Raw genomic sequence first — 13,614 nt, 5'->3', positions numbered from 1 at the left:
GAAAGTAGCTTCTCCATAATCACCAACGTAAAAGCAATTGTATTATTTTCAGGTGTTTAGTTAAAATGATGTGATTAACCCATCCATAAACATATTGTTCTTTCCGGGCTGGTACATTTTGGAATGTGTTAAAAAATCGGCAGGATAAGGTTCTGCCGCTTGATATTTAGCCGTTCCTCCTGAAATGATAGAAAGGGTGAGGGCTAAAAGGGGTTCGTTTTCATCACCTAGCACACCTAGGTTTTCAATGTTTTCGGACAACTCGTGGTCAGGTACCAAGCCTTGGGTATAGTCTGAAAACCCATCGGCATTCTCGTTTCTTCCTAACAGGGGTTGAATGGCCCAACTATTATTTGGATTGATCTGATTGATTCGGTTCGGGTTATAAAGAAAATCTCCTTCTGGGTCGTCAACAAAAGTATTCGAAAATTCATTTTTGCCAACGGTGGTCGTACCTATTTGAACAACATCAACGTACGGTTCTAGACCATTAATGACCAGTTCACTGGCAGAGGCCGTATTATCGGTAGTAATTACATATACCCTTGAAAGTTCGAGGGTGTTCAAAGGAGTTTCAGAGTCGTAAGTAACATCGGTGAAATTGTCGGCCGTACTGAACTGCTCTTGCAACTTAGCATTAAAACGGGGCCTTACAAATACTTCGTCGGTTTTGGCACCGTAGACCGAACTGGCTATCTGTACTGCAGAAGTTACTCGGCCACCCGGGTTGTATCGAAAATCGAGAATAAGTTCATCGATACCTTCTGATTTGAAAGTACCGAACACTTCGTTCAGTTCATCATCATAGGCGGCTAAAAAGCCGTTATACATCAGGTATCCTATTTTGATTCCGTTCTGTTCAATTATTTTATTGACCAAAATGGGGTTTTCAGAGAAGTTTTCAATTTTGGTCAGGGTAACTTCTTTGTCGTTACCAACAATATTGTCATTCACCAAATCGGCCATATTAAGGGTGTAAGTAGCATCTTCTCCGAAAAGTAGCCCTGCATAGTTCTCGATGGTTAAATCTTGGCCGTTAACTCCGTTAAAGAACTCACCTCTTGAAATATCTTGTTCCGAAGCGTTTGAGTTGGGCATAATATAATTGACCACCCCAAAAACATCAATTTGGTTATTGCCCAAATAGAGATTGAATTCTAGACCGTTACTTCTAGAAATGCCTGCCAATGAATTTAACAAGTCTTCGTAATTATCGACTACGGCACTGAACCGGTCTACGGCAGCTGCCTCACCAACGGCTTCTACATGATTGTTGCACAAATCTTCGTAAAAGAAAGCGGCCGGGTCATCTTGAGATGCCAAAAATTGAATGTAACTCGGGTCGTTAGGCCCGGTGAACTTGTTGTCGGCAAGATTTTCTACATCTCCCTGCCAAAAATAAAAGATGTTCATGGCCTGCCACATAAAGTGCTGCGCAGGATAGTCTTCGGCAGTTGCGTCGATTTGCTCCTCTTCTTCCTGTTCGCCATCAGGTATGATATTGTCGTCGGAAGAACAATTGATAAAAAACAAAGACAGACCAAGGTATATCGGGAGAAATAGTTTTTTCATAGTTTATTCATTTGGGGTTTTGGGGAAGGATATCAATTACCATTCCAAAAAAAGATAGGTTTTATAGAAGTTTATAAGTTCTTTTAGTGGTTTAGGGCGGTAGGTTTTAGTATATGAATGACCAAATTACTTACATTACGCAGAATATAAAAGTTTATTGTAACAAAAAAGAGGGTACTTCGTCTTCCTATTGTAGACCACTCATCAGGTATACATAAACAACCCGATCAAAAAATGCAACAGTCTGATTTTTTAAAAATTGTGACACCCTTTCAAGACAAACTGTACCGATTGGCCAAACGGTTATTAGTGTCTCGAGAAGAAGCTGAAGATGCCACTCAAGAGATTCTTTTAAAACTTTGGTCAAAGAGTAAGGCAATAGGTTCTTACAACAATGTAGAAGCCTTTGCGATGACTATGACAAAGAACTTTTGTTTGGATCGATTAAAGTCAAAGCAGGCAGGTAACCTTAAACTTGTTCATAGTAATTACAAAGAAGAAGGTACCTCTTTGCAAAAGCAAGTCGAAGCGAATGACAGTGTAGACTGGGTACAACGAATAATGGAAGAATTGCCCGAACAGCAAAAGATGGTATTACAATTGCGAGATGTTGAGGAGTACGATTTTGAAGAGATTTGTGAAATGCTTGAAATGAAACCTACAGCGGTAAGGGTGACCCTATCAAGGGCAAGAAAGGCCGTAAGGGAGAAATTAATGGAAAAACATAACTATGGAATTGGATAGAGTAGAAGATTTATTGGCTAGGTATTTTGAAGCTGAGACCACTATAGCCGAAGAGAAAGAATTAAAGGAATATTTTGCCCGGCCCGATATTCCGGCACACTTAGAACAATACCGACCGATGTTCGGCTACCTTAATAGTGCCAAGTCAGAGCGGTTCACCGGAAAAGTTCCGCTAAAGAAAAGTACGGGTGTTTCTCTAAAAAGGTTATACCCTTGGTTATCGGTTGCCGCGGTAACGGTTTTAATGGTCGGAACCTATTTCGGTAAAGATTATTACGATCAGCAACAGCTCGAAAAGCAAAAGGCCGAATATGCCTACCAAGAAACCCGAAAAGCGTTGGCCATGTTGGCCGAGAACTTTAACAGAGGTACTGAAAAAGTAGCGTATCTAAATGAATTTGTAGAAGCGCAAGAGAAGATTTATAACAAAAACTAAATTAATAATACTGAAATGAAAAAGATTCTAGTTGTACTGGCAATAGTATTTACCCCCATCTTGGCCCAATCACAATCTTTGTTCGATAAATATGAAGATCTAGACAAGGTCAGTGCAGTAGTCGTAAACCGAAGCATGTTCAATCTTTTAAGTAAAATCGATGTTGAGGTAGACGACCCAGAGGCCCAAGAATTTATGGATATTGCCAAGAGCCTCAATAACCTAAAGGTTTTTATTACCGAAGACCCTGCCATTGGTGCCGATATGAAGACATCTGTCGATAGGTACTTAAAGAGTGCCAAACTTGAAGAGTTGATGCGGGTCAAAGACAAAGATGCCAACGTAAAATTTTACATACGTAGCGGTAAAGACGAAGACCATGTGAGCGAATTGTTAATGTTGGTCAGCGGTATACAAAATGCCAACATTGATCTCAACGGGCGAAATTTTGAAACGGTCTTATTATCTCTTACGGGCGATATCGACCTCAATAAAATTGGTTCATTGACCAAGAAAATGAACTTACCTGAAGAGTTGAACGAAGCTGGAAAGAAAGGAGGTCGCTAATAGGAACATCATATCAGCTTATTCAAAGTCGAGATATTTTAAACAATCAAATATTAATTCATCAATCATTAAATCAACAGTCATGAAAAAACTAAGTTTAGTACTAGCAATTGCATTATTACCCTTTTTAGGATCAGCTCAATCAATCTTTGACAAGTTTGAAGATATGGATCATGTTACCTCGATATCTATTAACAAAGGTCTAATAAAATTAGCGGGTGATGTCGCATCTCTTGATCGAGAGAACCAAGAGGCACAAGATTTCGCCGAGCTTTCTAGGGGCTTAAGCGGAATCAAGGTTTTCGTAACAGAAGATGCCAACATCTCTCAAGACATGCACAAAACGGTCAGTAAATACCTAAAATCATCTTCTATGGAAGAATTGATGAGGGTAAAAGACAAAGAAGCCAATGTTAAGTTCTATATCAAACAGGGTAGAGATGAAAATCACGTTCGCGAACTTTTACTTTTTGTATCTGATATCAACAATAAAAACATTGAAATAGGTAATCGTAAGTTTGAGAGTGTGTTGGTTTCACTTACGGGTGATATCGATTTAAACAAGATTTCGGCCCTTACCAAACAAATGAATTTGCCTAAAGAACTTAATGAGGCCGGCAGGTAAAAACGGCTTAATGTGTTTAGTAATTGCATTCAACCTTAAAGCAATAAAAAATATGAAAACAATCAGAGTTACCTTCTGCCTTTTAGTTCTACTTTTTTTAGGCGCTTGTTCTTCGAAGCAAAGCTTACAAGAATATTATGTTGACAATTCTGAGAACCCCAATTTTTTATCGATTGATCTACCGGCCAGTCTTTTAAATTTAGAAATGGCAGATATGTCGGTAGAACAGAAGAAAAGTTTAGAATCATTTAAAAAATTGAATGTTCTGGCTTTCAGAAAGAATGAAGCTAACGATGCTGAATTTCAAGTAGAGAGGACGAAGGTAAGGACAATTTTAAAAGACTCGAAATTTACCGAGCTTATGAAAATGAATACTGCGTACGGTAAGGCCACCATCAGTTATTTGGGAGATGATGAGGCAATTGATGAGGTGGTAATTTATGGAGACAGTAACGATAAGGGGTTTCTGCTTGTTCGTGTTTTAGGTGATGATATGAATCCGGCCAATATGATCCAGTTTATGAAAGCACTTGAGAAATCAGATTATAAAGGGGAAGGCCTTGAACAGTTAGGGCAGCTTTTGAAAGGCTAGTTACATATCATTAAGAACAATATTAAATCCCGCTACTTTCAAAGTAGTGGGATTTTTTATTGGGAATGAATTATAACTAACATAAACGTTCATTTTGTAACATTAAAATAACCTTAATCCAATCGGTGATTTTTTTAACTTTATGACTTAACACTAACTAAATCATTGAATTATGGAACAAGCAGAAATCTGGATGAATCAAGGAATCGAGTTTGCGGTAGAGTACGGACCAAAAATTTTAGGTGCGATACTCATCTATATTATCGGTTCATGGGTTATTAAAAACCTTTTAAAAGGAGTACGAAAAATGATGGCCAAAGGCACCTATGACCTCTCGTTACAGAGGTTTTTAGTAAATATGTTGGCTTGGGCACTAAAAGCGCTGTTGGTCATAATAGTAATATCGACCCTAGGGGTCAATGTTACCACATTTGCAGCTATTATTGGGGCTGCCGGTCTTGCTGTTGGTTTGGCCTTGCAGGGATCACTAAGCAATTTTGCAGGTGGTGTACTGATCATGATTTTTAAACCCTATAGAATCGGCGATTTAATCGAGGCCCAAGGTGTTCTGGGATCTGTAAAGGAGATTGAGATATTTACGACCAAATTGATTACCCCTCAGAACAAACTGGCGATTGTGCCCAATGGGGTTTTAGCTAATGGAAATATTATCAATTACACTACAGAAGGAAAGATGAGGGTAGATACGGTAGTAGGTGTTGGGTATGGTGAGGACATCAAACAAACTAAAGATGTTCTTTTGCAAGTATTGACCTCTAACCCAAAGGTTTTGAAAGAACCGGCACCTTCTGTCAATGTTTCGGAGCTTGCCGACAGTTCGGTAAATTTTGCCGTAAGACCCTTTTGCAAACCAGAAGACTATTGGTCGGTTTATTTCAGTACCGTAGAAGGTTGTAAATTGGCATTGGACCAGGCGGGAATCGAGATTCCGTACCCACATCAAGTAGAAATTCAAAAAAAGGGCTAAAATCGCAATTAAGAGAATGAAAAAGGGCCGCTCCGTGCGGCCCTTTTTTGTTTTAGATAGCTAAAGTTGTTTAATCTTCAGTGTTCTTTTCTTCAGTATGAATTGTTAGGTTGTTCTTTCCAAAATCAAGGGTTCTGATAGGGAAAGGAATATTAATATCTTTCTCATCGAAATGAGCTTTAATCAATTTGACTGCTTTGTGTCTAGCAGCGTGTTCTTGTTTTTTAGTTCTAACATCCGTCCAAAAACGGACCATAAAATTAATAGAGCTGTCTCCAAATTCGGTGAAGAAGAATTCAACCTCTTCATTACCCCTTTGCTCGAAATTCTCGGTAATGATTTTTACGGTTAAATCCTCCACTTCCTGTAAATTACTCTCATAGCCAACACCGCAGTGAACAAAAACGCGTCCTCTCTCTGTCAAAGAGTAGTTGGTGAAAGCGCTATCAACAAAATTTGAATTTGGTATTACCACCGTATTGTTTTCAGGGGTTTTGATTACTATGTTTCGTAAACTTATTTCCTCTACAGTACCCGAGGCGTCACCATTCTGAATATAATCGTTGATTTTTATGTTTGGCATGAAGGATAAAAGCAACCCTCCAAAAGTATTGCTTAGCGTTCCCTGCAAGGCAAGCCCCACGGCCAAACCTATAACCCCGGCACCTGCCAGAATACTGGTAAGAACCTTATCCAGCTCCAATACACCCAGAGCTATAAAGAAACCTATTAGTAGAACGGTTACAAAAACTGTCTTGCTAATAATTTCTTGAATGGATACTTGACTTATTCTTTTGAGAAGAACGTTTCTGAACAATCTTCTCAAGCCTCTGGCAATGAAATAAAAGATAATCATTACCACTATGGCCATTGCAATGTTAGGAAGTTTTAAGATGATGGCATCCAACCATCCATCTAATTTATCCCAAAGTTTGCCTATAGAGTCTTCAACTGAAAATTTGTTTTCCATATGGGTGGTTTTGAGTTATTTAATTGGCACGGTTCAACCCGTGATAACGCAAATACGCTAATATGGCAAACTTAGTAATAGCATGCACCAGTATTTGGTGCTATTCAAAAAAACCTTGACTTAAATGCCTGTATAGTTACTCGGGCTAATTGCTTTCAACTCGGCTTTAATATCTTCAGAAACCTCAAGGGTATCGATGAATGATGATATTGAAGTTTGATTGATGGCTTCGTTGGTTCTGGTAAGCCCCTTTAATGCTTCATAGGGGTTAGGGTAGCCTTCCCTACGAAGAATGGTCTGAATGGCCTCGGCCACTACCGCCCAGTTGTTTTCGAGATCCTTTTCAAATTTCTCTCGGTTCAAAAGAAGCTTGTTCAGACCTTTTAAAGTAGATTGAAAGGCAATTAAAGTATGCGCAAACGGTACCCCAACATTTCTAAGCACGGTACTATCGGTAAGATCGCGCTGTAGGCGAGAGACCGGTAATTTAGAGGCCAAATGTTCAAAAACAGCGTTGGCAATCCCCAAGTTTCCTTCTGAATTTTCAAAATCGATAGGGTTCACTTTGTGTGGCATGGCCGATGACCCAACCTCTCCTTTTTTTATTTTCTGTTTGAAGTAATCCATAGAAACGTAAGTCCAAAAATCCCTATCAAGATCAAGAATAATAGTGTTAATACGTTTTAGGGCGTCAAACAAGGCAGCCATATGGTCATAGTGCTCAATTTGGGTGGTAGGAAAGGAGTGATGTAGCCCTAATTTTTGTTGGACAAACTGTTGGCCAAAAGCTTTCCAATCGATAGTAGGGTAAGCTACTTTATGGGCATTGTAATTTCCGGTGGCACCACCAAATTTAGCGGCACTTGGTACATCGTTCAATAGATTGAACTGTTCTCTTAGGCGCTCTATAAATACCTCTATTTCCTTACCCAGTCGTGTCGGTGAAGCCGGTTGCCCATGGGTTCTGGCCAACATCGGAACATCTTCCCACTCCGAGGCAAGTTCTTCAAGTTTTGTAAGTAATTCTAAATACCCTGGAACATACACATCGTTCATAGCCTCTTTGATAGAGAGCGGAATCGCCGTATTGTTGATATCTTGAGAGGTAAGCCCGAAATGAATGAATTCTTTGAACTCGCTAAGACCTAATTTGTCGAAGGCTTTTTTGATAAAGTACTCGACGGCCTTAACATCATGGTTCGTTACTTTTTCTATATCCTTTATTTCCTGAGCATCGGCAGAATCGAAGTTCTTGTAAAGTTCTCTAAGGGCATCAAATTTTGAACTGTCGAAAGCCTTTAACTGAGGTAGGGGTATTTCGCAAAGAGCGATAAAATATTCGATTTCGACTAAAACACGATACTTGATCAAAGCCTCTTCCGAAAAATAATCGGAAAGAGATTCGGTTTTACTTCGGTAACGTCCGTCAATAGGAGAAATAGCGGTTAAAGGATTAAGCGACATAATTGATGCGTTCAGATTGATTTTAGAAAACGCAAAGATACCACTTCAGGTCGATTTTTAAGGATTACTTCATAAGGAAAAAGGAAACCAGATTACTTTAATTTCGCTAGGGTATGCCTCGCCCTCGCCTGATATGCGGCACTGCCCGAACCATAGTTTTGCTCAATGACCATTTTTAATTCAGGATGTATCCAATCATACTTTCTGCCCAAAAGCAAAAGGCACGTCATAGAGTATGCCTGCGCGGCCACCTTATGTTCGCCTATCAACCAGTCAAAACAGGCCGCTGTAATAAGTTCTAGATGACTTTCTGTAACTTTTTGCTTTACCCTATTATTGTCTTTTGAAAAATATGCCTTTGTTAAAAACTCACAGATTTTTGCCATAGGCCTGACCGCGGAGTCGAAATGGACGTTTCGAAGGTTAGAAGTAAATACATCGAGATACGGCAAGATGTACCCAATATTCTCTTTGGCCGCAAACTCTAAAACCCAACATGCCCGGTTCGAAATAGAATCATCTACATCAAAGGCTATTTCAAGTAAAGGCTGTACTAATTCTGGGTTATTGAGTACCAAAGAAGACATTTCTGCCCTTTTTTCTCGGGAATGATTTACATAATCAAGTGCTTTATAAAGTTCTTCTTTTTGCACGTAGCGCTATTTATTTAATTGTGATTGTGGTCGGACATTAGTCGCAGTACTAAGTCGGGAACCCCATTCACGGCAGTTTTTGCCATGATGGTCAAATTTTCAAAATCACGCTCTTGAACCGCTGGCTTCGGGTCAATAAAGTAAATAGGGGTTTCGGGGCTAACATAATTGACCAACCCTGCCGCGGGGTATACCTGCATCGATGTGCCGATAATAATGAGAATATCTGATTGTGCCGTTATTTCGACCGCTCTTTGCAGCAGAGGAACTTCTTCGCCAAACCACACGATATGTGGTCTTAGTTGATGCCCTTTGTCGCAAAAATCTCCGAGAATGAGGTCATCATGCCAAGTTTTGACATCCGATTCGTTGCCCGTACTTCTTACCTTTAAAAGTTCGCCATGCAAATGCAAGACGCGGGTACTTCCAGCCCTTTCGTGAAGGTCATCTACGTTTTGAGTGATAATTTCAACATGATAGTTCTTTTCTAGGTCTACCAAGGCCAAATGCGCTTTGTTCGGTTTTACCAATGGGAGTTGCCTTCTTCTTTGGTTATAAAAATCCAACACCAATTCAGGGTTGTTGTAAAAACCTTGGGGCGAAGCTACTTCCATGACATCACGGCCTTCCCAAAGTCCATCCGCATCACGAAAGGTGTTAATGCCGCTTTCTGCACTTACCCCGGCTCCGGTTAAAATGGTTATCTGCTTCTTCATCTTTATAAAAATAGAGTTTTTATTATTTTAGATCAATGGAAGACAACCAACTTCTTACATATTTAGAGAAATTCATTTCAGAAGAGAGAAAACAACGCTTTCTCGAGATTCTTGAAGAACGTACCAAATTTTTTACGGTAGCCATTGAAGACGTGTACCAGCTACATAATACGAGTGCCGTTATTAGAAGTTGCGATATTTTTGGCATTCAAGAGGCGCATGTAATTGAAAATAGGTTTGGCAAAAGATTGGATAAGAAAATTGCCATGGGTGCTCAGAAATGGGTCGATGTTCATCGGTACGAAACTACTTCGAAGTGTATTGATACCCTTAAGTCTAAAGGTTACCAAATTGTGGCCACTTCTCCATATTATGATAGCTGTCTTTTGAACGATTTCAATGTGGACCGAAAAACAGCATTTATATTCGGTACGGAAAGAGAGGGGCTAAGCGAAGAGGCTATTTCAAAAAGTGACGGATTCTTAAAGATTCCAATGCTCGGCTTTACCGAGAGTTTGAACATATCGGTATCTGTTGCGATTATTTTACATCAGCTATCCGCAAGATTACGAGATTCAACAGTAGATTGGGGTTTAACCGAAGAGGAGAAGTTTGAAAAGAGATTGGACTGGACTAAGAAGTCAATCAAAAGTGTAGATAAAATAGTGCAGCGCTACCATGATAGCCTTACCTCTTGAGTTATAGATCTTTGATGTTTAAATATTCAGAGGTATAAATGGGTGTTGGCGTTCTGTATTTTTACTATATTTATTTCAACAATCAATTGAAAAACAAATGTATATAGCACTTTATATCATCGTAGGTCTCGTGGCGCTCGTTCTTTTACTGGCGCTAATAGCACCAAAAAAATACCATGTTTCACGGTCCATTCAAATTGCGAGGCCTCAATCAGAAGTATTCACTTACTTAAAATCATTGAAAAAAATGGATGATTGGTCTCCATGGGCCAGGCGAGACCCTAATATGCAGAAAAAATTTACGGGAACCGATGGTGAGGTAGGCTGTGTCAGTTATTGGAACGGAAATAAAGAAGTAGGGGAGGGGGAACAGGAAATCACTAAAATAGTACCAGAAGAGCGAATTGAATCTGAGTTGAGGTTTCTAAAGCCATGGGCATCGACCTCTGACTGCTACCTTCAGATAGATAAGGGTAGTACTGAAGAAACTTCCACCGTTACTTGGGGCTTCTCCGGTAAGAATAAGTTTCCGATGAGCATTATGGCCATGTTCTTAAGTATGGATAAAATGGTCGGTAAAGACTTTGAACAAGGGTTAAGTTCTTTAAAAACCCAATTGGAAAATTAATGGTCTTATTCTAATTTTTTTGAAATGGTAGCATGGTTTGAAATTCCTGTAAAGAAAATGGAAAGGGCCAAGTCATTTTACGAAAAGGTCTTTGATATTTCTATTACCGTACATGATTTAGGAGGTTTTGTTATGGGATGGTTTCCTAATCAAGAAGGCAAATCTTTGGCTTCAGGCTCGTTGGTTCAACACGAACACTATTCGCCCAGTGCCACCAAAGGGATGTTAGTATATCTTTCTTGTGACGACTTAGCCAATGAATTGGCCAAAGTGGAAGATGCTGGCGGCAAAATTATAAAACCTAAAACTGAAATCGGAAATGGCCATGGTTTTATGGCCTTGATTATAGATTCAGAAGGCAATAGGGTAGCACTACACTCAGTGAGCTAATTCCAAAAGCGCAGTATCATAAGGGTTGTCTAAATTGACCGATCCGTTTTCAACAGTTACTTGAGTCTGTGAATAGGTGTCGAACAGCTTGGTTCCGTCACCAAAGAAACCTTTAACCGATAATGATTTTTTCCCTTCCGGCAGGTCAAGGCCGATGACCACTTTATCCTTTATATCGTTTGCTGAATAAGTTCTGCTAAAGACATAAGGAGTTTTTGATAAACGTTTGTGACGCCCGGCACCTACTGCCAAGTGGTTGTTTCTAAAGGAGCCTAGTTTTTGCCAGTGTTGTAGTATTTGTTTGGTGCGGGGTATACTATCCAATTCATCCCAATTCATGAATGAGCGTAAAGAGGCATCGCCTTGAACAGGATTTTCCTCGGTGCCCTCTACATTTAAATCCCTAGCCGTTTCATCTCCATAATAAATTTGCGATGCGCCTGGCGTCAATAGCAAAACGTTAGCAGATTTGATAGGGTTAGATCGCCCACGGTCATAGGGGCTGGCATCGTCATGAGAGGTCAAATAATTAACCACGCCAAAACCGTTCAAGTTAGTGTGTAACAAATTATGATATTTGCCGAAGATAGATTCGTAATCGGTGAGGGCATCGGTTTTCAATTCAAAGTTGATCAGACTTTTAAAACCGTGGGCAAAATAATCGACCTTTTTATCGCCAAAGTCATACTCCCTTCCTTTTGATATTCCATAACCATATACTTCTCCTACCATAAAAAAGGGAGAGTCATCCAAAACTTTATCAGGATGCATTTTTTTCCAATTTTCAAAAGCATGGGAAGCCTCTTTGTATAGGTCTGCCCATGCATTTTCATTGGCGTGTTTTACGGTGTCTACCCTAAAACCGTCAATACCGAGATTGTTGACGTAATCCGTCAGCCATTTGATAATGTAATAGCGGGGTGCCCTTGGGTAACCAGTGCGCTCAAAAAAGAGCTGAAGCTCGTCTAGCTCTTGGCTCAACCTGCCTTCTTTTTTCCATTTGGCCAATAATTGGTCGGGCAGTTCGACAGGCTCATCAGATTCCGTCTTAATATCCGGCAAATTGGCTACCAAAGTGCAGGCGGTAGTGCTTTCGTAAGTCTTAAAGTCACAAGTGGGTGAGGAGCGTACCCATTCTTCTGGCCAAACCGGGTCTTCTTCGGTTACCGGTCCGGTATGGTTAAGTACAACATCCATCAAGATACGTATACCGTTCTTATGCGCTGTTTTTACTAAGGTTTCCAAATCTTTTTTAGTGCCGAAATTTGGGTCAAGGGCTGTCCAGTCCTTCGCCCAATAACCGTGGTAACCATAGGTGTTTCCTGTATTTTCATCCGTTGAACCATGAATTTGTTCCACCACAGGGGTGAACCAAATGGCATTGACACCTAGCTCATTGAAATAACCTTCTTCAATTTTTTTTGTTATACCTGCCAAATCTCCTCCCATAAAGCCTCTTAAAGGCCCAGTAGGTTCATTTCTATCGAAGTTAACGTCGTTATCGGTGTTTCCGTTATAAAATCTATCGGTTAAGAGAAAATAGATGTTTGCACCTTCCCATGCGAAAGGTTTTTTGATAATGGAATCGGCCTTTGACTCGCTCAAAGTTGTAGGTTCTTCGGTCGGTTCCTTTTTTTGTTCAACGCACGAAGCCATCGTGACCAGTAGGATAACCGCAGCGAGCAGGTTCTTCATAGACAACTATTTTGTCTAAAGCTATAAAATGCTATGGGGAAATCAAAGAATTATTTTTTACGGTTCAAGACCTTGAATTCTTCGTAACAACTACTGATGGCATCCAGTATTTGCAAGTCATTTGCAGTGGTTATAAACGATTTTGAATAGTTGCAATTGTTTAAAATATCCTCGATATCTACTTTTTCTATCTGTAGTAGTTCGGTTAGTGTTTCGCGATCGAACTTTGAAGCCAATAAGTCTCTTATCTGGTCGTCTTCTTTCATTTTACGCAGCTTACGCATCTGATTGGGCTGTTTTCCAAAAAGATTGCGCAGAAGGTCTGCCGGGTTCAGAATCGCGCCCAAAACCTTCGTAACGGCGCTAGGATTCTTATTACCCCCTTCGTAACTCACTGACAGGCCTGAAATACTATATTGATATGAGTTGTTGATAGGAAAGTTTTTTACGTCAATCTCAAGATAACCGGTCAATTGGTAAGGCTTTACAATAACCTCCTCCAAAGCGTAGGCCAATTCGGTAAGGGCAATCTTGGTATTCTTAAACTTGAACATATCATTGGTAACCCTAATCTTTTGAGATTTAAACCCTAGGAAAGAAAAGTAAAGGGTGTCATTAACGGCAGCGTTAATAGTAAATTCACCATTGGCATTGGTAATCGTACCCACCACTTGGTTGAGGTTGACCACGTGCACGCTTTCCATTGGTTTTTCGGTCTGGGCATTAACAATAACAGCTGATAGCTGTAGCTCATCGGCTATCTCTTCTTGAGCCCATACGGTAAGACCAAAAAATAAAAGGGAAATAGTAAGAAATGCTCTCATTAACTTAAAAATCGGGATTTAAAAGTACTAAACAAAACAAAAAAATACGCCG

The 13,614-nt window shown here is 39.9% G+C and carries 16 protein-coding genes; 9 read left to right on the top strand and 7 right to left on the bottom strand.

Annotation, left to right across the window (positions count from 1 at the left end):
- Nucleotides 1-60: 60 nt before the first annotated feature.
- Entirely contained in the window at nt 61-1,572 is a 1,512-nt protein-coding gene (locus IL356_RS11690; protein WP_121848832.1) for a S41 family peptidase, read from the bottom strand.
- A gap of 234 nt (nt 1,573-1,806) precedes the next feature.
- On the opposite strand from IL356_RS11690, the gene IL356_RS11685 reads away from it, so the two are divergent.
- The 6 genes from IL356_RS11685 (at nt 1,807) to IL356_RS11660 (ending at nt 5,524) form a co-directional block, all read left to right on the top strand.
- The gene (locus IL356_RS11685) at nt 1,807-2,316 is read left to right on the top strand and encodes an RNA polymerase sigma factor (RefSeq protein ID WP_121848833.1); all 510 of its coding nucleotides are present in this window, start codon (nt 1,807-1,809) and stop codon (nt 2,314-2,316) included.
- A complete protein-coding gene (locus tag IL356_RS11680; RefSeq protein WP_121848834.1) occupies nt 2,303-2,752 on the top strand; it encodes a hypothetical protein in 450 nt (149 codons plus the stop codon). The genes IL356_RS11685 and IL356_RS11680 overlap by 14 nt, the downstream gene beginning before the upstream one ends.
- Before the next feature lie 15 nt (nt 2,753-2,767).
- Nucleotides 2,768-3,319, top strand: a complete 552-nt coding sequence (locus IL356_RS11675) for a DUF4252 domain-containing protein (protein WP_121848835.1) — start codon at nt 2,768-2,770, stop codon at nt 3,317-3,319.
- 82 nt (nt 3,320-3,401) lie between these two features.
- A complete protein-coding gene (locus IL356_RS11670; RefSeq protein ID WP_121848836.1) occupies nt 3,402-3,944 on the top strand; it encodes a DUF4252 domain-containing protein in 543 nt (180 codons plus the stop codon).
- A gap of 52 nt (nt 3,945-3,996) precedes the next feature.
- A complete protein-coding gene (locus IL356_RS11665; RefSeq protein WP_121850692.1) occupies nt 3,997-4,536 on the top strand; it encodes a DUF4252 domain-containing protein in 540 nt (179 codons plus the stop codon).
- A gap of 172 nt (nt 4,537-4,708) precedes the next feature.
- Nucleotides 4,709-5,524, top strand: a complete 816-nt coding sequence (locus IL356_RS11660; RefSeq protein ID WP_121848837.1) for a mechanosensitive ion channel family protein — start codon at nt 4,709-4,711, stop codon at nt 5,522-5,524.
- A gap of 70 nt (nt 5,525-5,594) precedes the next feature.
- Here IL356_RS11660 and IL356_RS11655 read toward each other — a convergent pair whose 3' ends face one another.
- The 4 genes from IL356_RS11655 to IL356_RS11640 all read right to left on the bottom strand — a co-directional run bounded on the left by IL356_RS11655 (nt 5,595) and on the right by IL356_RS11640 (nt 9,327).
- Entirely contained in the window at nt 5,595-6,494 is a 900-nt protein-coding gene (locus tag IL356_RS11655) for a mechanosensitive ion channel family protein (RefSeq protein WP_121848838.1), read from the bottom strand.
- Between the two features lie 120 nt (nt 6,495-6,614).
- Nucleotides 6,615-7,958 (bottom strand): adenylosuccinate lyase, encoded by a 1,344-nt coding sequence (purB, locus tag IL356_RS11650; RefSeq protein ID WP_121848839.1) that lies wholly within the window; start codon nt 7,956-7,958, stop codon nt 6,615-6,617.
- Nucleotides 7,959-8,050: 92 nt separating this feature from the next.
- Nucleotides 8,051-8,611 carry an adenylosuccinate lyase gene (locus IL356_RS11645; protein WP_121848840.1) on the bottom strand — a complete coding sequence of 187 codons (561 nt, stop codon included), beginning with the start codon at nt 8,609-8,611 and terminating at the stop codon, nt 8,051-8,053.
- A gap of 14 nt (nt 8,612-8,625) precedes the next feature.
- Nucleotides 8,626-9,327 (bottom strand): SIR2 family NAD-dependent protein deacylase, encoded by a 702-nt coding sequence (locus IL356_RS11640; protein ID WP_121848841.1) that lies wholly within the window; start codon nt 9,325-9,327, stop codon nt 8,626-8,628.
- 35 nt (nt 9,328-9,362) lie between these two features.
- On the opposite strand from IL356_RS11640, the gene IL356_RS11635 reads away from it, so the two are divergent.
- The 3 genes from IL356_RS11635 (at nt 9,363) to IL356_RS11625 (ending at nt 11,043) form a co-directional block, all read left to right on the top strand.
- The gene (locus IL356_RS11635; protein WP_121848842.1) at nt 9,363-10,025 is read left to right on the top strand and encodes a TrmH family RNA methyltransferase; all 663 of its coding nucleotides are present in this window, start codon (nt 9,363-9,365) and stop codon (nt 10,023-10,025) included.
- 97 nt (nt 10,026-10,122) lie between these two features.
- Complete coding sequence (locus IL356_RS11630; RefSeq protein ID WP_121848843.1) at nt 10,123-10,653, top strand: SRPBCC family protein; 531 nt, start codon at nt 10,123-10,125, stop codon at nt 10,651-10,653.
- Nucleotides 10,654-10,677: 24 nt separating this feature from the next.
- Nucleotides 10,678-11,043 (top strand): VOC family protein, encoded by a 366-nt coding sequence (locus IL356_RS11625; protein ID WP_121848844.1) that lies wholly within the window; start codon nt 10,678-10,680, stop codon nt 11,041-11,043.
- On the opposite strand, the gene IL356_RS11620 is transcribed toward IL356_RS11625, so the two are convergent.
- Together IL356_RS11620 and IL356_RS11615 are read right to left on the bottom strand one after the other, a co-directional pair.
- Nucleotides 11,032-12,738 (bottom strand): alpha-amylase family glycosyl hydrolase, encoded by a 1,707-nt coding sequence (locus tag IL356_RS11620; RefSeq protein ID WP_121848845.1) that lies wholly within the window; start codon nt 12,736-12,738, stop codon nt 11,032-11,034. The genes IL356_RS11625 and IL356_RS11620 overlap by 12 nt on opposite strands.
- Nucleotides 12,739-12,788: 50 nt before the next feature.
- Complete coding sequence (locus IL356_RS11615) at nt 12,789-13,562, bottom strand: carboxypeptidase-like regulatory domain-containing protein (RefSeq protein WP_121848846.1); 774 nt, start codon at nt 13,560-13,562, stop codon at nt 12,789-12,791.
- Between the last annotated feature and the right edge of the window lie 52 nt (nt 13,563-13,614).

This window comes from Euzebyella marina (genome assembly GCF_014855515.1).
Classification (GTDB): domain Bacteria; phylum Bacteroidota; class Bacteroidia; order Flavobacteriales; family Flavobacteriaceae; genus Euzebyella; species Euzebyella marina.
Note: the sequence above shows the minus strand (reverse complement) of the source record. Positions and strands in the feature narration are given on the sequence as shown.

Bases quoted from the DNA above. Each gene is read 5' to 3' on its own strand.
- IL356_RS11615 (WP_121848846.1), bottom strand. From the start codon at position 13,562: ATGAGAGCATTTCTTACTATTTCCCTTTTATTTTTTGGTCTTACCGTA.
- IL356_RS11665 (WP_121850692.1), top strand. From the start codon at position 3,997: ATGAAAACAATCAGAGTTACCTTCTGCCTTTTAGTTCTACTTTTTTTA.
- purB (WP_121848839.1), bottom strand. From the start codon at position 7,958: ATGTCGCTTAATCCTTTAACCGCTATTTCTCCTATTGACGGACGTTAC.
- IL356_RS11630 (WP_121848843.1), top strand. From the start codon at position 10,123: ATGTATATAGCACTTTATATCATCGTAGGTCTCGTGGCGCTCGTTCTT.
- IL356_RS11620 (WP_121848845.1), bottom strand. From the start codon at position 12,738: ATGAAGAACCTGCTCGCTGCGGTTATCCTACTGGTCACGATGGCTTCG.
- IL356_RS11675 (WP_121848835.1), top strand. From the start codon at position 2,768: ATGAAAAAGATTCTAGTTGTACTGGCAATAGTATTTACCCCCATCTTG.
- IL356_RS11655 (WP_121848838.1), bottom strand. From the start codon at position 6,494: ATGGAAAACAAATTTTCAGTTGAAGACTCTATAGGCAAACTTTGGGAT.
- IL356_RS11635 (WP_121848842.1), top strand. From the start codon at position 9,363: ATGGAAGACAACCAACTTCTTACATATTTAGAGAAATTCATTTCAGAA.
- IL356_RS11660 (WP_121848837.1), top strand. From the start codon at position 4,709: ATGGAACAAGCAGAAATCTGGATGAATCAAGGAATCGAGTTTGCGGTA.
- IL356_RS11625 (WP_121848844.1), top strand. From the start codon at position 10,678: ATGGTAGCATGGTTTGAAATTCCTGTAAAGAAAATGGAAAGGGCCAAG.
- IL356_RS11685 (WP_121848833.1), top strand. From the start codon at position 1,807: ATGCAACAGTCTGATTTTTTAAAAATTGTGACACCCTTTCAAGACAAA.
- IL356_RS11670 (WP_121848836.1), top strand. From the start codon at position 3,402: ATGAAAAAACTAAGTTTAGTACTAGCAATTGCATTATTACCCTTTTTA.
- IL356_RS11680 (WP_121848834.1), top strand. From the start codon at position 2,303: ATGGAATTGGATAGAGTAGAAGATTTATTGGCTAGGTATTTTGAAGCT.
- IL356_RS11640 (WP_121848841.1), bottom strand. From the start codon at position 9,327: ATGAAGAAGCAGATAACCATTTTAACCGGAGCCGGGGTAAGTGCAGAA.
- IL356_RS11690 (WP_121848832.1), bottom strand. From the start codon at position 1,572: ATGAAAAAACTATTTCTCCCGATATACCTTGGTCTGTCTTTGTTTTTT.